The organism is Bradyrhizobium sp., from assembly GCF_049586575.1.
Taxonomy (GTDB): Bacteria; Pseudomonadota; Alphaproteobacteria; order Rhizobiales; family Xanthobacteraceae; genus Bradyrhizobium.
In genome coordinates, this window is sequence record NZ_JBAVCF010000167.1 from 14,750 (window position 1) to 31,994 (window position 17,245).

The window sequence follows — 17,245 nt, forward strand, 5'->3', positions numbered from 1 at the left end:
CCGTCACTTGCACGGCTTGGATTCCTTGACAAAGAATTTTCCGAGCGAGCCCGAAATAACGAAATCGTTGTAGTCGAGCACCAGCGCCCGGGAGACGCCATTTTCGAACAGCTCGAACGACATCGCGTAGAGCGGCGTCTGTTCGCCCTCCTGCGGCTTGGCATCGTGATCGTAATAACTCACCGTCACCGGCCAGCGCGTCATCGACTTCATGGCATTGTCTTCGGTCGAGGGATCGGGCGACTTAACCGCCTGATCGCCCCGGATCGGCTGTCCGATCACCGCCATCGTGCTGAAGACCTTTTCACCATTGTCCGAACCATCATAGACGGTCTGTTCCAGGATGGTCTTGCCGTCCTTGGCCGCGGCGATGATGTGCTCGATCTGCTCGGTCGGAAATACGATCGAACCGTCGAGGTTGAAGGTCTTGGTCTGCGGCTGTTTCAGTTTGACGGTGATGTGATCGCCGACCCGTTCTGCAACCCCATCGACCGGGCCGACTTCGACATCGTTCATCCGCGAATCGATCTTGAACCGATAGGTCTTGCCGGAGGCATCCTCCCAGGACGTCGAACGCAGGTCCGACAGCGTGACTTTGTCCTCGCCGTTATCCATCTCGGACGCCTGGCGGAATTCGGTGGTGTACCCCTCGCAGGCACTGCCGGTGAAGCTATAGAGGATGCGGCCTCGTGCGCTGTTGATCGAATTGGATCCGCGCGACTTCAACAGACTGAGTTCATAAAGCGCCTGATGGGAGAGAAACGGACCATTAGCCGTGGCTTGGGCGGCCGTGGACAATCCCGCAGCCAGCGCGGACGCCGCCAAAGTCAGCGCCAACGATTTGACGCTGCGGGGCAAAATCTGGAACGCGGGGGCCATGGTTCATCCTTGGACGTTTTCGTCAGAATATTCACCGACTCACTGCGCCGCAACTACGGCCAAAAGGCGGAAAACGCAATTCATGGCCGATCTGCCCTGATTTTCCGCCATTGCCGCGCCCGCCTCCCCTCGCTTGCAAGTGGCGATCCGATGCGCGAAATAAAGCGGGCTAGTCTCCCGGCTCTGACATTCGTATCATGCTGCGGCGGGTTCGGTTACGAATGTCAGAGCCCAAAGGGACACCAGCAACCATATGATTCTAGTGTGGCATTGACTCTGACGTTCCATTAAAGAGATCGCCGCGAAACTGAAAGGAACGTCAGTGTCGCCACACCAGCCATCCGGCTGCCGGCAGCATCAAGCGGGGACGAACATGGCGGGCACGGTCGAACAAAAGCTGGCATCACAGGGCATCACCCTGCATGAACCACCGAATCCAGTGGCGAATTACGTGCCCTTCGTGCGTAGCGGAAATTTGCTGTTTGTTTCCGGCCAGGTCTGTCTCGGGGCGGATGGCAAACTGATCGCCAAAGGCAAGCTCGGCGCGGGCGTGACCGTCGAACAAGGCAATGCGGCCGCGCGTGGCTGCGCCATCAACCTTCTGGCACAGGTCAAGGCCGCGCTCGGCGACCTCGACAAGGTCGCGCGCGTGGTTCGCCTCGGTGGTTTCGTCAATTCCGCGCCTGACTTCCTGGATGGGCCGAAGGTGCTCAACGGAGCTTCCGACCTGATGGTCGCGGCTTTCGGCGACAGGGGCCGGCATGCCCGCACCACGGTCGGGGTGGCGTCGCTGCCTTCGGACGCTGCTGTCGAGGTCGAAGGGGTGTTCGAGGTCGCCTAGTGCTCCGATTCTAAGATATGCATCCCGATGAGGCAGGCAATTTCGCAAATGTTGGAATCAAAGGACCGCTAGCAAATATAGCTTTCTGGTGGAGTTTCGGATTGGACACTCGCTTGATGAACGCGCGGTCTGGTACAAAGCGAATGTCTAATCCACTCCGCTAGCAGGAGCCCCCAAGGATGCGCGCCCCCGACTGGCTGACGGCGCGACCGGTGGCCCATCGCGGCCTGCATGATCGCGCGCGCGGCATCATCGAAAACATGCCGGGCGCGGCGCTCGCCGCCATCGACGGCAATTTCGCCATCGAATGCGACATCCAGCTCACCGCCGATGGCGAAGCGATGGTGCATCACGACGATCAGCTTGGGCGTCTCACCGAAGGCTCGGGCGCCCTGCTCGGCCTGACCGCGACGGCACTGAAGGAAGTCCGTTTCAAGGACACGTCGGAGCCGATGATGTCGTTGGCAGACCTCTGCATCCTGGTCAGGGGTCGCGTTCCCATCATCGTCGAGGTCAAGAGCCATTTCGACGGCGATCGCCGGCTGGTGAAACGCATGGCGGAAGTGCTCGCCTCCTATTCCGGACCAGTGGCCGGAATGTCCTTCGATCCGGATCAGGTGGTTGCGCTTCGGGAAATGATACCGGGGCGCCCTCGCGGCATCGTCGCGCAACGCTACTACACGGAAGCCGATTGGCCGGAGGCGACACCAATCCAACGCGACGGCATGCGGCACCTGAAACATGTTCTGCGCACCCGGCCAGATTTTGTCGCCTATTGGGTCAACGATCTGCCGGCGCCCGCTCCCTGGATCGCGCGGCATTTTTTAGGCCTGCCGCTCCTGACCTGGACGGTGCGCACGGCCGAACAGCGGACGCGCGCCGGTCGCTATGCCGATCAAATGATCTTTGAAGGGTTCCGTCCCTGACACGCGGACCTTGAAGTCGGCCGCCCTCTGCACGATCTTAAGCAAGGACCAGCCTGAACCATCGATGGATTCATCCGAAATTACCCTCGAAGCAGTTTCTTCCGTCGGCCAGATTGCAGCCGAGGAATGGAATGCTTGCGCCAATCCGGAAGCAGCGACCCCGCGCAGCCTTGGCGGCTCTCCCGACGGTTCCAAAAACCCCTATAACCCATTTGTTTCACATGCCTTTTTCTCGGCCGCCGAAGCGTCCGGATCGGCCGTCCCCCGCACGGGGTGGGGTCCGAGGCATCTGATCGCCCGTCGCGATGGCGTGATCGCTGGTATCGTGCCCTGCTATTTGAAATCGCATTCGCAAGGCGAATACGTGTTCGACCGCGGCTGGGCCGACGCTTATGAGCGCGCAGGCGGAAGCTATTATCCGAAGCTCCAGGCGTCAGTTCCCTTTACTCCCGCCACCGGCCCTCGCCTTCTCGTCCGCAATGACGTGGATCAGGACGAAATCCGAAGCGCGCTCGCAAGGGGTCTCGTCGGGCTTTGCCAGGCGACAGAGGCTTCCTCCGTGCATGTCACGTTTGCATCCGAGGCTGAATGGAGATTTCTGGGGAGCCACGGCTTCCTGCAGCGAACCGATCAACAGTTTCACTGGCGCAACCAGGACTATCGCAACTTCGACGACTTTCTTGCCACGCTGAATTCCCGCCACCGCAAGGCCATCAAGCGCGAGCGGCGCGAGGCCGTCGCCAACGGCATCACCATCCACGCGCTGAACGGCAGCGACATCACCGAAGAAGCCTGGGATGCGTTCTTTGCTTTCTACATGGAGACCGGTTCGCGCAAGTGGGGCCGCCCCTACCTGACGCGCAGCTTCTTCTCGCTGATCGGCCAGACCATGGCCAACGACGTGCTCCTGGTCATGGCACGGCGTGACAACCGCTGGATCGCCGGCGCGATCAATTTCATCGGTTCAGATACGCTGTTCGGGCGCAACTGGGGCGCAATCGAGCATCACCCGTTCCTGCATTTCGAGGTGTGCTACTATCAGGCCATCGACCACGCTATTGCGCGGGGCTTGAAAACGGTTGAAGCCGGCGCGCAAGGCGAGCACAAAATCGCCCGCGGTTATTTGCCGCAAACTACCTATTCGGCGCATTTCATCGCCGACCCAAGCCTGCGTCACGCCATCAAGGACTATCTCAAGCGCGAGCGCGCCTATGTAGCCGAGATGGGACGCGAACTGACCGAGGCCGGACCGTTTCGTAAAGACAACGGCGTTCCGGATAACGACTAGCACCGGAGCCTGATATGCCCGCTTACGATCCGCAAAATCCCTTCGCCAAAATCCTGCGGGGCGAATTCCCTTGCTACAAGGTGCATGAAGACGACCACACGCTGGCCTTTCTCGACATCATGCCGCGATGTCAGGGCCATACGCTGGTGATCCCGAAGGCGCCCGCCCGCAACATCCTGGATATTACGCCAGACGATTTCGCCCATGTCGCGCGCGTTTCGCAGAAAATCGCACGCGCCGCGATGACGGCTTTCAATGCCCAGGGCGTGACGGTGCAGCAATTCTCGGAAGCAGCCAGCGGACAGGTGGTATATCACCTGCACGTGCATGTGATGCCGCGCCACGAGGGCGTGGCGCTGCTGCCGCCCGCCAGCCGCAAGGAAGACGGCAAGGTGCTGGAGGCAAATGCCGCGAAGCTGATCGCGGCGCTGAAATAACTTCGTCCGTCATTGCGAGCCAACGGGTCGCGCGAATGCGCGCTCGATGACAGGCTCCGCTAAGCAATCCATGGACGCGATGAAGGCTCGATTGCTTCGTCGCTTTACTCCTCGCAATGACGAAGGTGGCAGGCAGGGCAGGCAATCATCCCTCCTCCCCACCCCGCTGCGCCGCCAGCGGAGAGAACTCGCAGCGATCTGGCTTGAGATCGATCAGTGGGGTTTCGTCGAGGCAATCGAGACCACGCACCAGCACGGCCGATCCTTCGATACCGACAAATTTTACGATCGAGGTAGCAATCGGGTTGGGCCGCACCGGCGAGCGCAACGAAAACGTGCCGCGCGTCAGTCCATTTTTCTTCGGGCTTTGCAGCACCAGATTTCGCGGCGACCGGTGCAGCCAGTAGATCACCTCCAGATGCGCGTAGAAGTCAACGCCCTTGAGCGCCGGAACCCACGGCTCGAAAATCTCGAGCCGGCAGATCGGACCGTTATAGTTGCCCTGCCGCGGCGTCTCCTCGCGCGATTTCCAGGGCGTACGGATGCGACCGACGAAGACCAGACCGGCGTCGCTGGCCGTTGGCATGTCAACAGCGACTTCGCCCTCGCGCAATTGGCTCTCTACCGTCATCGTTCAATCCAATGAAATGTTCCGCGTCTTGACCACCGCTGACCATCGCGCACGATCGGCTTCGATGAACCTGGCGATCTCGGCCGCGCTTTGCGGCCGCTTTACCGAATAACCGATTTTCTGAAGCGACGCACGGAACGTCTCGTCGTCCAGTGCGCGGTCGAGGCTTGCTTTCAGAATGGCCGCGACATTCTCGGGCACCTTTGCCGGCATGGCAATGGAGAACCAGACGCTCACGAGGTAATCGGGGAAACCGCTCTCGGCAATGGTCGGCACGTCAGGAAGTTCGGAGCGTCTTTGCATCGAACTCACGCCAAGGGCCCGCAACGACCCGGCAGTCACCGGAGGCAACGCCGTGCCGAAGGAGTCGAACATCACCTGGACGTTGCCGGCGAGAAGATCGACCATCGCAGGCCCCGCACCCTTGTAGGGCACGTGCGTCATCTCGATGCCCGCCATCTGCTTGAACATCTCGCCGGCGAGATGAATCACGCCTCCCGTTCCGGCCGAGCTGAAGCTGAGTTTTCCCGGATTCTGTTTGGCGTAAGCCACAAACTCGGCAACGGACTTCGCTGGCACGGACGGGTTAACCTCCATCACGAGGGGGTCCTCCGTGACGATCGCCAGCGTCCGGAAATCCCGATCGGGAACATAGGCGAGCTTCCTGTAGAGCATCGGATTGAGCACAAACATCGAGCCGGACACGACCAGCAGTGTGTACCCGTCGGCATCGCTGCGCGCGACCGCTTCGGCGCCGATAGCGCCCTGGGCCCCGGGCTTGTTTTCGACGATCGCCGCCTGCTTGAGATCCTTCGCGAGATAATCTGCAACTACCCGCCCGACCACGTCGGTCGGGCCACCGGCGGAATAGGGAACCACAAGGCGAATGGGCCGCACCGGAAACTCGGCGGCATCGGCCGCCGTCACAGCGAAAAGGGCAACCGCGCAGACACTGATCCAGGCCGACGTGAGATGCCTGCCCATTGGTCGTTTCCTCCGCTGGCGTCATGGCCCAAATCAAACCAGCAATGCGGCGATCAGCCAAGCCACCATTTGCCGGCCAGCATGAAGATCTCGCCCGATACGACGCCCGCGAAGATGGAACGGCGCGTCAGCATAAATACGATGAAGCCCGCGACCAGCGCGCCGTAGCGCAAGAAGCCCGGAACGCTCGCCAGCGCTCCCGGCGGATGCACGAGAATCTCCGCGATGACGCCGGCGAGGATCGCGGTGGCCACCGCCTTGACCCACATCAGGAGGTCGGAGCCCTCGTCCAGCCCGGCGCCGAGCCACAGGCCAAGCATGCGCCAGATCTGGTTCGGGATCACGCCCGCCAACAGCAACAACAGAAGCGCATGCCAATCGCCCAGGAAATCGCTCATGGCCTCTCCCGCCATTTATGGACAGCAAAGGCGATGGTGCCGGCCGCAACCCCGCTGATCAGGATATCAAGGCCGCTGTCGAGCAGCGAGGCCAACGGATAGAACGCAAGCCCCAGCCCCAGCGCCAGCACGTCCGCAAGCTCTCTCGAGTTGCGCGCTGTGGAAAACAGAAACGCCAATGGCGTGAGCAGCAGGATCGCCGAGCCGAACGTTTGTGTGAGGTTAGCCGCCAGCTCATAGCCGATCGCGGTAGCAACCACACCGATCAAGGCCAGCCCACTGCCGAGCCCATGGACAAAGGCAATGCGACGGTCGCGCGGCACATGCGGCAGGAATCGGTAGCATTCGACCCAGAGCGTCACCGCGGTGAAATGTGCGACCAGCACAAGCTGTCGTCGCTTGGTCTGCGGGGTGCGCATCATCGGCAACACCGCCACCACCATCGGAAACAGCCGGACCGCGCTCACGGTCACCGCGATCGCCGACTGCACGGGGGATGCGCCCGAGGCAAGCGTAGAGATCAGAATGATCTGCGCCGGCCCCGCCCAGACCAGGATCGTGGCCAACAAGGCCCAGGCCAACGAGAAGTTCGTGTCGTGGGCCAACGCGCCGATGCCGATATACGTGACGAACAGTACGGCGGAGAGAATGGTCAATCGAACCGCAGCCATCCCAATCGCGAAGGCGCGCAGGGGCCGATGCCACTGGGGTGAGTCGAGCGGTGGAAACAACATGCGAGAATGCCGTAGCGTTGAATCGATGTGGGCATAACGCTTTCGATTTGTGTGCAGGTCAAGCGAGGCGAGGCTCACGGCCGGCATGCAAAGTGTACCGAACGGCCCGGCGAGATCATCCACCGATATTCCGCAGCACAAAGCAGGCGCCGCCGGCGTGAAGGATGCGATTACAGAGATCGTCGGCCGCTTTTCGCGTGTCGGCGCCGATCCGCACCTGGTAGAACGGCCGCATGCCCCGGCTGCGGTTCTGCGCACTCAGTAAAGTCGGCGTTTGATCGCCGATCACGCTGCGCAAGCGGGCCATCGCCCGCGAATACATCGCCATCGCAACATTGCGGTTGAATCCTCCGCCCAGTTGGACACCCCATGGCTGAGCGGCCCCGAACTGCACCCGCTGTTCGAGTTCGCTGACAAAATAGTTCGGCGCGCGCTTGAGCAGCGCCATCAGTTCCTGGCAGGTGGTATGCGCGGCCGCACGATCGGATATCTGGCCACCGCGGCCAGCGGCCTGCCATTCCTCGATCGTGGCGCCGGTAATGACCGCAACGTAGTGGCGCGTTTCCTGCGGCATCGGCCCCGTCCCGGCAAGCCATTCCTGCACCCGCCGCGGCCCCGCATTGTAGGCTGCCGCGGCGAGCCCAAGATTGCCGAACTGACTGCGCAACTGGCTGAGGAATTCGGCTGATTTCGGCAGCGCCTGCACGGGATCGAAGGGATCGAGCAACCGACGTTCGCTCGCGGTGCCAGGCATGAATTGGGCGATGCCCTGTGCGCGCTGGCCGCTGCGGGTGACGGGCCCGACGGCATCGGATTGAAAGCGACTTTCCTGCCAGATCACGCGGGCGAAAAACTCGAGCGGCAGATTGTTGGCCCTCGCCGCCGCCTCGATCATCAGACACACGGCCTCGCGTGTGCCGGCGTCCGTCGCCTTTTCCGAAAGCGGTTCTTTGGGAAGCGCCAATTCCTCCACGCTCGGGGTAGCCAAACCAAAGTGATCGTTCGCGGGCGGGGCCTCCTGCGCGGTCACGCCGCCCACGCCCCAGAAGAACATCGCGGCGACAGCGGAGAACCAGAGGTGCCAGCTCTTGAACCCTTGCATTGCAATCCTGTCCGAGGAGCAGATTTGACATTCGCCGCTCGCCGATTAGCTATCTTTCAATGATGGCACGTTGATGAGATATCTTGGTACCGCCGATCTGAAGTCCCCGCACCGCAAGCGGCGATTCCTACCAGGGACTTCAGATCGAAAGCGGTACCAGAATTATAGATTTTCTAGTGCCCTTGGCTTTCCGACGTTCGTGAAAGAGGGGGGCTGTGACGTATTACGAACTTCGGAAAGAGGGCACTAGATATGGCTACCCCTTCTGACGACCGTACCGCCTTTGCGCCCGACGACGACGCGCCGATCCCCTATATGGCGCGCACGCGCGATTATTACAGCGCGATCGGCTACACCACGCCCTATCGCTGGGCGCATTTCGTCGAGGCGCCGTTTCAGCCTTTGCGCAAATCGCTCGCGCAATCGCGCTTCACCATCGTCACGACATCAGCCCCATTCGATCCCGCCAAGGGCGATCAGGGCCCCGGCGCCAAATATAATGGCGGCGCGAAATTCTACTCCGTCTATGACGGCGACACGTCGAAGACGCACGATTTGCGGATTTCGCACATCGCCTATGACCGCGTCCACACCTCGGCCGAAGACAGCGGCACCTGGTTTCCGTTGCCGCAGTTGCATCGGCTGGCAGCCGAAGAACGGATCGGCGAGGTAGCGCCGCGCTTCTTCGGCGCTCCAACCAACCGCAGCCACCGCGTCACGATCGAGACCGATGCGCCCGAAATTCTTGCCCGCTGCCAGGCCGATCGCGTCGATGCCGCGGTGCTGGTGCCGAACTGCCCGGTCTGCCACCAAACGTTGAGCCTGGTCGCCCGGCATCTGGAGGCCAACGGTATTCCGACCGTCGTGATGGGATGCGCCAAGGATATCGTCGAACACGCCGCGGTGCCCCGCTTCCTGTTCTCCGACTTCCCGCTCGGCAACTCCGCCGGCAAACCGCATGATGTGGCCTCGCAAGCCCTAACGCTTGAGCTGGCGCTGCGGGTGCTGGAGACCGCGCCGGCAGCCCAAACCACGGTGCAGTCGCCGTTGCGGTGGAGCGCCGATCCCTCCTGGAAACGCGATTACAACAACGTCGCGGCCTTGAGCGCCGAGGAACTGGCGCGGCGCCGGCGCGAATTCGACGCCCAGAAGGAAGTAGCGCGCGGCCTTCGCGAAACCGCAGCCTAAACCTTCCAAAATTGTCGTTAATGCCGCTACTTGCGGCATGATTTTCCCAACATCGATTTACGTTAACGCGGCATTTTGGCCGCGATGCCCTTTCTTGCGCCCACGGCTCGCGTAAAAGTCCGGCTTTCGATTGGGAGCTTTTCGATGCTGGACCGACGCCAGGACGCGCGCGACAAGGTGATTTATGGCGGGGTCGCCGAGATCGCCGAAGGTGGCTCATCCAGAAATTGCGTGGTGCGCAATATATCCGAGCACGGCGCCCATCTCGAATTCAGCAACAACATCGCTCTTCCCAAAGAATCGATGCGCCTGACCATCGCGCGCAAGGGCCGCTCCTTTATGGCCCGGATCATCTGGCTGCGCGACAACTTCGTCGGCGTGGCGTTAAATCTCGAGCAGTCTTACGAGCTGCCCGGCTCTGACCTCGCCGACCGCCTGCGCAAGAGCGAAAAGAAAAAGCGCCTGTTGCAGCAGCGGATCAACGAGCTACTCGGCGAAGGCTAGGCCGGATACCAAGCCAAGATTGAGCGCAAGGGTTACCCCGACCTAATGCGTGTAGGCTCGAACTGCTCATCAATAGCGGCACCGAACCGCGCGAAGCCTGGATCAACCCGGCCGGCGGACATATGGGCCGCTCGGCCGGAACGTGGCCGGACCCGGTGATCTTCAAGAAGATCATCCTGCCGTGGGAAGCTCGTCATCTGAACGTCAAGACCGGCACGCCTTAGGCCTCCCGCGGCTGCGAAGGTTGCGACCAATATCCCTCTTTCAACGGGACTGGCATTCTGTAAGCTGATAGGCGGATCGGCGGTTTCACTCCCGCCGCGCTGCACAACGATAGAACAAGCACAAAGAAACAGCCGGGAGGAAACCAGATGCCAGACGCCGCAATGCGCCGTGCCACCCTTGATCGCCGCACGCTTTTGCGTGCCGGTGCCGGCTTGGCAGGCATCCTGGCCACCGGCCGCGCACCTGCCTACGCCCAGACCCAGCCAAAGAAACTGGTGTTTGCGCACATCAATGCCGTGCCTGAGTCGGCGGCGGTCGCCTTCGACTGGATGGCAAAGGAGCTGACGGCCCGCTCGAACGGCGCTCTCGAAATGCAGTTTTTCGGCAAGACCCTGATCCCGCAAGAGCTCGAGATCATGAACGCGGTCAAGTCCGGCAGCATCGCCATGGGCAGTCCCGCCGGTGCCGCCGCTACGATATTCCCGGAGATGGGCGCATTCCTCGTGCCTTACCTGGTGAAGGACTACTCCGCCGCTTATGGCATGTTCAACGGCAAGATCGGCGACAAGCTGAGCAAGCAAATCGAAGACAACTACAAGCTCAAGGTGCTCTGCTATTTCGATTACGGCTTCCGGCATTTCTGGACATCGAAGAAGCCGATCGTCGAACCGCGAGACCTGCGCGGCCTCAAGATCCGCGTGCAGCAGTCGAAGATTTTTGGCGACACCATCAATGGCCTTGGCGGCAACGCCGTGCCGATGGCCTATGGCGAGGTGGTCACGGCTGCGAAACAGGGCGTGATCGACGGCGGCGACTTGCCCATCGTCAACATGAAGGCACTCAAGATCTACGAAGTCTCGAAATACGCCTCCCTCACCTATCACAATTACGGCCCGACCAATGCCGTGATGAATCTCGATATCTGGAACGGGTTGACACCCGATCAGCAGAAACTGGTTCTCGAATTGTCGCGCGCCGCGCAAGAGAAAATCCGCCAGCAGACCGAGTCCGTCGATAACTACCCCCAAGCCAAAGCGCTGCTTGAGCCAGTCGGCATGACCGTGGTCGAGGCCAACGTCGACCAATTCCGCAAGGTAGCGCAACAGAAGATATGGCCGGCCTACAAGTCGCAGTACGGTGCTCTGTGGGATGAAATCGAGGGCTTCAAGGCCTGAAACCATCGTCGCAAGCCTTTTTCCCGCCGGATGTTCAACGCCCATGCTGCGTCTCCTTAAAGCCGTTCCGAAGGTTACGGTCACGGCGCTGATCGTGTTGGCCATCGTCAACCTCCTGGTCGGCGTGATCCTGCGCTACTTCGTCGGCGCCATCACCGACTGGCTCGACATCGATCCAGTGCCGTTCACCTGGGTCGAGGAAGTCGGCGAATTGTCCCTAGCCTGGCTGACGCTGATTGGTGCTGCGATCGGGATCCAATCGCGTTCGCATTTCACGCTGTCGGTCTTCGTGCATCGCCTGCCGGAAACCGCGCAGCTATGGATCCGCCGCTTCAACCACGCGCTGATCACAGGCGTCGGCCTTCTGGCAGCCTGGTACGGATTCAAGCTTTGCCTGCTCAATCACACTTTGCGGACGCCCGGCCTCCAGATCAGCCTCGCCTGGCTCTACGCTTCCGCCGTCGTCGGCGGCATTCTGATTGTGGTGTACGCGTTGGCGGACATGATTTCGCCGCCGGCGCCTCATGACTCTCCTCTCCACTAGGGCGCGCCGCTCATGCTTCTTGCTGCGGTTGCCGCCGTCTTTGTCGTTCTGATCCTGCTCTCGATGCCGATCGTATTCGCGCTGGCGCTCGCCGGCATCGCGGGTCTTTGGATCGGCGGCTATCCGATGCAGCAACTATCCTCGGCGCTGGTCTCTGGCTCGCAGAGCTGGGTCTTGCTAGCCATTCCCGCCTTCGTGTTCGCCGGCAATCTGATGGAACGCTGCGGCATGAGCCACGCACTCGTCGAGCTGGCGCGGGCGCTGATTGGCTGGGTCAAAGGCGGGCTTGGCATGTCGGTGATTGTGGTCGCCTATTTCTTCTCCGACATCTGCGGATCGAAGATGGCGGAAGTCTCCGCGCTGGGCTCGGCGCTGATGCCGCCTCTGACCAAAGCAGGCTACGACCCGCGCGATTCGGCATCCCTGATCGCATCCGGCACCGCGATGGGCATGCTGGTGCCGCCGGCGATCTTCATGATCGTGATTGCGCAAGTCACCAACACCTCGGCGGTGGCGCTGTTTGTCGCCGGGTTCGTTCCGGCCATGGTCATCATGCTGTGCCTGATGGCCGTCGTTTACATCCGCGCGCGGCAAAAAAACTGGCCGGTCGATACAAGGCCAAGCCTGAAGCGCATCGGCCAGGCCTCCCTGCATGCAGCGGTGCCGATGGTGGTGCCGTTCGTGATCCTCGCGGGTTTCATTCTTGGCATCATCACCGCGACCGAAGCCGGCGCCGTGGTGGCAGGCTACGCCTTCCTCGCGGCGAAGCTTTACTACCGCAACGTCACCTGGCGCGAGATGGGCAAGATCGCCTATGACAGCGCGATCCTCACCGCGGCCGTGGTGTTTTTGCTCGCAGTGGCCTCGGTCTATCAATATCTGATGGGCGTGAGCGGCGTGCCGCAGCTTCTCGGCGAATTGTTGTCGCCGCTGAAGGGCCATCCATGGCTGTTTCTGACGGTAACCGCTATCGTAAGCTGCCTGTTCGGCATGGTGCTGGAGGGTCTTCCTGCCGCGGTGGTTCTGATCCCCGTGGTGTTTCCAATCTCGGAGGCCATGGGCATCGACCCCATCCAATTCAACATCGTGCAGACGGCTGCCGTCGGCATCGGATTATTCCTGCCACCGATGGGCGTCGGTCTATTGATGGCGCTGCGCTTTGCTGGACTGAATGTCGGCGACCATTTCCGTACCTACGTGCCCTATATGCTCGCGCTGTTTGCGGGCCTCCTGCTGATCATCTGCATTCCCGGGATCAGCCTGACATTGCCGCGGCTCGCGGGATTGATCCGGTAAGCGCCGGCTATCGCTCATTTGCGGCCGCAACCTTGCCGTGGATCGGCGCCATCGGCCGCCCGGCTTCGCCCGCTTCCAGGACAAAACGCTGATCAAGCGAATACCAGGGCGCGGCAAAACCGTGCTCGGCCGACGGCTTGTCGTGGCGGACATAGTTTCCGATCAGCGCGCGCGTGACGCCAAACTGCACGTCCGAATCGATGTTGGGATCGTCGGGCGAATAAACCTGCGAGGTCAGCGTTTTGAGGCCGGGTTTATAGACCATGAAGTGAAGATGCGCCGGACGATAATGATGGCGGCGCGTCGCGCGCACGAGGTCGCCGACCGGGCCGTCGACGGGAATCGGGTAGCCCGCCGGCTTGACGCTGCGGAAGTTAAACCGCCCGTTTTCGTCGGAGACAAAGCGCCCGCGCAAATTCATTTCGGCCTGACCCGGATCCTGATTTTCATAAAGGCCTTCCGGCGAGGAATGCCAGACATCGACCTCCGCGCCCGCGACCGGACGGCCGCTTGCATCCTCGAGCGAAACTGAGACGAACAATTCCGGCCCGGGCGTCGGCGAGCGCACCAAGGTATCCCCGCTTGCACAGGCGGGCTGATCGTCGCGCCAGAACGGGCCCAGCATATTGGCCTGGGTTTCGGTCTGGCCTCGATTGCCGTTGTTGAGCAGACAGACCAGCGGCGATACCCCAAGCGAGCCTGCCATCAGCATGACTTCGTTGTGGGACGCGGTCGTCTTCTGGCCCAGCGCCGCGATCAGCCGCACCGCCTCGCCAAATTCGCGTTCGGTCAGTCGCACCTCACGCACGAAACCATGCAGGTGCCGAACCAGCGCCAACAGGATTTCGCGCAATCGCGGATCGTCAACGCGGGAGACGGCTTCGACGACCGCCTCCGTCACCATGGCTTGATTTTCGATGATCATAGTCGTTTCCCCGCGCGGCCTGTTGACCGGCCTTGTCTTAACAAAAAAGCCGGCGCAACGCGCCGGCCTTTTCTTGAGATGTATCGTTCGTCTGCCTCAGGCCTTTACCAGCGGGCCTCGGGAGGCCGGGCCCTTCGATCCGCCACCGCCGGGGCCGCTCGGTTTCGGCTTGCGCGGCACCGTACGCTTGCGCGCGCCGGGCAATTTCTCCGGCTTCGGCGTCACCGGACCTTCGACAAAGTCGAAGCCGATCTTGTCCTGGGACGTCGTCTCGTCCTTGACCAGCACGACGCGGACGTGACCGCCGCCCTTGAGCTTGCCGAACAGAACCTCGTCGGCCAGCGGCTTCTTGATATGCTCCTGGATAATGCGGGCCATCGGCCGCGCACCCATCTGCTCATCATAGCCGTGCTGTACCAGCCAGGCCTTGGCAGGCTCGGACAGTTCGATCGTGACGTCGCGGTCGGCAAGCTGCGCCTCGAGCTGAAGCACGAACTTCTCCACCACCATGCCGATGACCTCGGCATTGAGATGCGCGAACGAGACGATGGCGTCGAGACGGTTGCGGAATTCCGGCGCGAACTGCCGGTTGATCGCCTCGTGGTCGTCGCCTTCCCGCTTCGAGCGGGTGAACCCGAACGCCTGACGCGCCAGATCGGCCGCGCCCGCATTCGTAGTCATGATCAGGATCACATTGCGGAAGTTGACCTGCTTGCCGTTATGGTCGGTGAGCCGGCCGTGATCCATGATCTGGAGCAACACATTGTAGAGATCCGGGTGCGCCTTCTCGATTTCGTCGAGCAACACCACGCAATGCGGATGCTGGTCGACACCGTCGGTGAGAAGACCGCCCTGGTCGAAGCCGACATAGCCCGGAGGCGCGCCGATCAGGCGCGACACCGTATGCCGCTCCATGTATTCGGACATATCGAAGCGCAAAAGCTCGACGCCGAGCGAGGCCGCGAGCTGCTTGGCAACTTCGGTCTTGCCGACGCCGGTGGGGCCCGAGAACAGATAGCAGCCGATCGGCTTCTCCGGCTCGCGCAAGCCCGCACGCGCAAGCTTGATCGAAGCCGACAGCGACTCGATGGCCTTGTCCTGGCCGAACACCACCCGCTTCAAGGTTTGCTCGAGGTGCTTGAGCACTTCGGCATCGTCCTTGGAAACGCTCTTCGGCGGAATCCGCGCCATCGTGGCGATGGTCGTTTCGATTTCCTTGATGCCGATCGTCTTTTTGCGCTTGTTCTCGGCAACCAGCATCTGCGCCGCACCGGACTCGTCGATGACGTCGATCGCCTTGTCCGGCAGCTTTCGGTCGTGGATATAGCGCGACGACAACTGCACCGCGGCCTCGATGGCCTCGTTGGTGTATTTCAGCCGATGATAGTCCTCGAAATAGGGTTTCAGGCCCTTGAGGATCGCGATCGCGTCCTCCACCGTCGGCTCGTTGATGTCGATCTTCTGGAACCGCCGCACCAGCGCACGGTCCTTCTCGAAGTGCTGACGGTATTCCTTGTAGGTCGTCGAGCCCATGCAACGGATGGTGCCAGAGGCCAACGCGGGCTTGAGCAGGTTGGACGCATCCATCGCGCCGCCGGACGTGGCGCCGGCGCCGATGACCGTGTGGATTTCGTCGATAAACAGGATCGCGTTCGGATGCGCCTCGAGTTCCTTGAGCACCTGCTTCAGGCGCTCCTCGAAATCGCCGCGATAGCGCGTGCCGGCCAGCAGCGTGCCCATGTCGAGCGAGAACACTGTCGCCGCCGACAGTACTTCCGGAACTTCGCTGTCGACGATGCGTTTGGCCAGCCCTTCCGCGATCGCGGTCTTGCCGACGCCAGCTTCGCCAACGAACAGCGGATTGTTCTTTTGCCGGCGGCAAAGCACCTGGATCGCGCGGTTGATCTCGGCGTTGCGGCCGATTACCGGATCGATCTTGCCGTCGCGCGCTTTCTTGTTGAGGTTGACGCAATAGGTCTCGAGCGCCTCACCCTTCTTTTTGGAATCCTCGTTGCCCTTGGTCTCGGTCTCTTCATCGACACCGCGAACAGGGCGCGCTTCGGACACGCCGGGCCGCTTGGCGATGCCGTGGCTGATGTAGTTGACCGCGTCGTAACGGGTCATGTCCTGCTCTTGCAGGAAATAGGCGGCGTGGCTTTCGCGCTCGGCGAAGATCGCGATCAGCACGTTGGCGCCGGTGACCTCTTCGCGCCCCGAGGACTGAACGTGAATCACGGCGCGCTGGATCACGCGCTGGAAGCCGGCGGTCGGCTTGGCGTCGTCGGCGCCGTCCGTCACCAGATTTTCGAATTCGGTTTCGAGATAGTTGACAAGACTCGTGCGCAGCTTGTCGAGATCGACGCTGCAAGCGCGCATTACGGCCGCTGCATCGCTGTCATCGATCAGCGAGAGCAAAAGATGCTCGAGCGTCGCATATTGATGATGACGCTCGTTGGCAATCGCCAGCGCACGATGCAACGATTGTTCTAGGCTTTGGGAAAAAGTCGGCATTCGCGTCCTCTGTGGCCCCTTACCATCATGATCGCCGTTGGCCGGTGAGGCAACAGCAACCTTTGACATATATAGTTGCGTCCGATCGTGGCGAAAGACCGGCTCATAAAGTTCTCCCCGCACGCTGACGTGAAGGGTACGATTTACCCGTGTTTTACCGGGTTAACCTATCGAGGCGGATGCAAGACCCGTTCCGATTTTCCGACGCAAAACGCTGGAATATGTCAAATCCCTGCGCCGCTAGGGCGTGACGTCACTTCTTTTCCATCACGCATTGCAGGGGGTGCTGGTTCTTGCGCGCAAAGTCCATCACTTGCGTTACTTTCGTCTCGGCGATCTCGTAGGTGAAAATACCGCACTCGCCGATGCCGTTATGATGGACGTGCAACATGATCTTGGTCGCCGCTTCGAGATCCTTCTGGAAAAATTTTTCCAGGACGTGAACGACAAACTCCATCGGCGTGTAGTCGTCATTCAAAATCAGGACACGGTACAGATTGGGCCGCTTGGTTTTCGGTTTGACCTTGGTGATAACCGAAGTAGCCGGGCCGCCGGTTCCGGCAGCGCGGTTATCATCGTTGGCCATTCGAGGACAGAGTGCGGCGATCGACGATGGGTGCAGATCAGGGCTGGTAATCAAGCGTACCATGACATGGG

At 61.2% G+C, this 17,245-nt stretch carries 18 protein-coding genes; 9 read left to right on the forward strand and 9 right to left on the reverse strand.

Annotated elements, in window-relative coordinates:
- Nucleotides 1–3: 3 nt before the first annotated feature.
- Nucleotides 4–879: a cell envelope integrity EipB family protein gene (locus tag WB528_RS06275; RefSeq protein WP_423887558.1), complete on the reverse strand. Its 876-nt coding sequence runs from the start codon at nt 877–879 to the stop codon at nt 4–6.
- A 373-nt stretch (nt 880–1,252) separates the two neighbouring features.
- Between WB528_RS06275 and WB528_RS06280 the strand changes: the two genes are divergently transcribed.
- The 4 genes from WB528_RS06280 (at nt 1,253) to WB528_RS06295 (ending at nt 4,371) form a co-directional block, all read left to right on the forward strand.
- The gene (locus tag WB528_RS06280) at nt 1,253–1,720 is read left to right on the forward strand and encodes a RidA family protein (RefSeq protein WP_423887559.1); all 468 of its coding nucleotides are present in this window, start codon (nt 1,253–1,255) and stop codon (nt 1,718–1,720) included.
- Nucleotides 1,721–1,899: 179 nt separating this feature from the next.
- A complete protein-coding gene (locus WB528_RS06285; protein WP_423887560.1) occupies nt 1,900–2,646 on the forward strand; it encodes a glycerophosphodiester phosphodiesterase in 747 nt (248 codons plus the stop codon).
- Between the two features lie 64 nt (nt 2,647–2,710).
- Nucleotides 2,711–3,934: a GNAT family N-acetyltransferase gene (locus WB528_RS06290; protein ID WP_423887561.1), complete on the forward strand. Its 1,224-nt coding sequence runs from the start codon at nt 2,711–2,713 to the stop codon at nt 3,932–3,934.
- A gap of 14 nt (nt 3,935–3,948) precedes the next feature.
- Nucleotides 3,949–4,371, forward strand: a complete 423-nt coding sequence (locus WB528_RS06295) for an HIT family protein (RefSeq protein ID WP_423887562.1) — start codon at nt 3,949–3,951, stop codon at nt 4,369–4,371.
- 145 nt (nt 4,372–4,516) lie between these two features.
- Here the strand turns inward: WB528_RS06295 and tsaA are convergent, their stop codons facing one another.
- The 5 genes from tsaA to WB528_RS06320 form a co-directional block, all read right to left on the reverse strand.
- Nucleotides 4,517–5,002, reverse strand: coding sequence for a tRNA (N6-threonylcarbamoyladenosine(37)-N6)-methyltransferase TrmO (gene tsaA, locus WB528_RS06300; RefSeq protein ID WP_423887563.1), 486 nt, complete (start codon nt 5,000–5,002; stop codon nt 4,517–4,519).
- Between the two features lie 3 nt (nt 5,003–5,005).
- Nucleotides 5,006–5,986, reverse strand: a complete 981-nt coding sequence (locus WB528_RS06305) for a Bug family tripartite tricarboxylate transporter substrate binding protein (RefSeq protein ID WP_423887564.1) — start codon at nt 5,984–5,986, stop codon at nt 5,006–5,008.
- A 53-nt stretch (nt 5,987–6,039) separates the two neighbouring features.
- Nucleotides 6,040–6,384, reverse strand: coding sequence for an AzlD domain-containing protein (locus tag WB528_RS06310; protein WP_423887565.1), 345 nt, complete (start codon nt 6,382–6,384; stop codon nt 6,040–6,042).
- Nucleotides 6,381–7,118: an AzlC family ABC transporter permease gene (locus WB528_RS06315; RefSeq protein ID WP_423887566.1), complete on the reverse strand. Its 738-nt coding sequence runs from the start codon at nt 7,116–7,118 to the stop codon at nt 6,381–6,383. Before WB528_RS06315 ends, WB528_RS06310 begins: the two co-directional genes overlap by 4 nt.
- A 115-nt stretch (nt 7,119–7,233) precedes the next feature.
- On the reverse strand, nt 7,234–8,220 hold the full coding sequence (locus WB528_RS06320; RefSeq protein WP_423887567.1) for a lytic transglycosylase domain-containing protein: 987 nt from the start codon (nt 8,218–8,220) through the stop codon (nt 7,234–7,236).
- 252 nt (nt 8,221–8,472) lie between these two features.
- Here WB528_RS06320 and WB528_RS06325 point away from each other — a divergent pair, with 252 nt between their 5' ends.
- From WB528_RS06325 to WB528_RS06345, 5 genes are all read left to right on the forward strand, one after another.
- Nucleotides 8,473–9,408, forward strand: coding sequence for a glycine reductase (locus WB528_RS06325; protein WP_423887568.1), 936 nt, complete (start codon nt 8,473–8,475; stop codon nt 9,406–9,408).
- Nucleotides 9,409–9,492: 84 nt separating this feature from the next.
- The gene (locus WB528_RS06330) at nt 9,493–9,912 is read left to right on the forward strand and encodes a PilZ domain-containing protein (protein ID WP_423887574.1); all 420 of its coding nucleotides are present in this window, start codon (nt 9,493–9,495) and stop codon (nt 9,910–9,912) included.
- Between the two features lie 371 nt (nt 9,913–10,283).
- Nucleotides 10,284–11,312 carry a TRAP transporter substrate-binding protein gene (locus tag WB528_RS06335; RefSeq protein WP_423887569.1) on the forward strand — a complete coding sequence of 343 codons (1,029 nt, stop codon included), beginning with the start codon at nt 10,284–10,286 and terminating at the stop codon, nt 11,310–11,312.
- Between the two features lie 43 nt (nt 11,313–11,355).
- Nucleotides 11,356–11,856 carry a TRAP transporter small permease gene (locus WB528_RS06340; RefSeq protein WP_423887570.1) on the forward strand — a complete coding sequence of 167 codons (501 nt, stop codon included), beginning with the start codon at nt 11,356–11,358 and terminating at the stop codon, nt 11,854–11,856.
- Nucleotides 11,857–11,868: 12 nt separating this feature from the next.
- Nucleotides 11,869–13,152 carry a TRAP transporter large permease gene (locus WB528_RS06345; RefSeq protein WP_423887571.1) on the forward strand — a complete coding sequence of 428 codons (1,284 nt, stop codon included), beginning with the start codon at nt 11,869–11,871 and terminating at the stop codon, nt 13,150–13,152.
- A 7-nt stretch (nt 13,153–13,159) separates the two neighbouring features.
- Here WB528_RS06345 and WB528_RS06350 read toward each other — a convergent pair whose 3' ends face one another.
- From WB528_RS06350 to clpS, 3 genes are all read right to left on the reverse strand, one after another.
- A complete protein-coding gene (locus WB528_RS06350) occupies nt 13,160–14,077 on the reverse strand; it encodes a dioxygenase (protein WP_423887572.1) in 918 nt (305 codons plus the stop codon).
- Between the two features lie 96 nt (nt 14,078–14,173).
- Nucleotides 14,174–16,588 (reverse strand): ATP-dependent Clp protease ATP-binding subunit ClpA, encoded by a 2,415-nt coding sequence (gene clpA, locus WB528_RS06355; RefSeq protein ID WP_423887573.1) that lies wholly within the window; start codon nt 16,586–16,588, stop codon nt 14,174–14,176.
- A 253-nt stretch (nt 16,589–16,841) separates the two neighbouring features.
- Nucleotides 16,842–17,174, reverse strand: coding sequence for an ATP-dependent Clp protease adapter ClpS (gene clpS / locus WB528_RS06360; protein ID WP_423887575.1), 333 nt, complete (start codon nt 17,172–17,174; stop codon nt 16,842–16,844).
- Nucleotides 17,175–17,245: the final 71 nt, after the last annotated feature.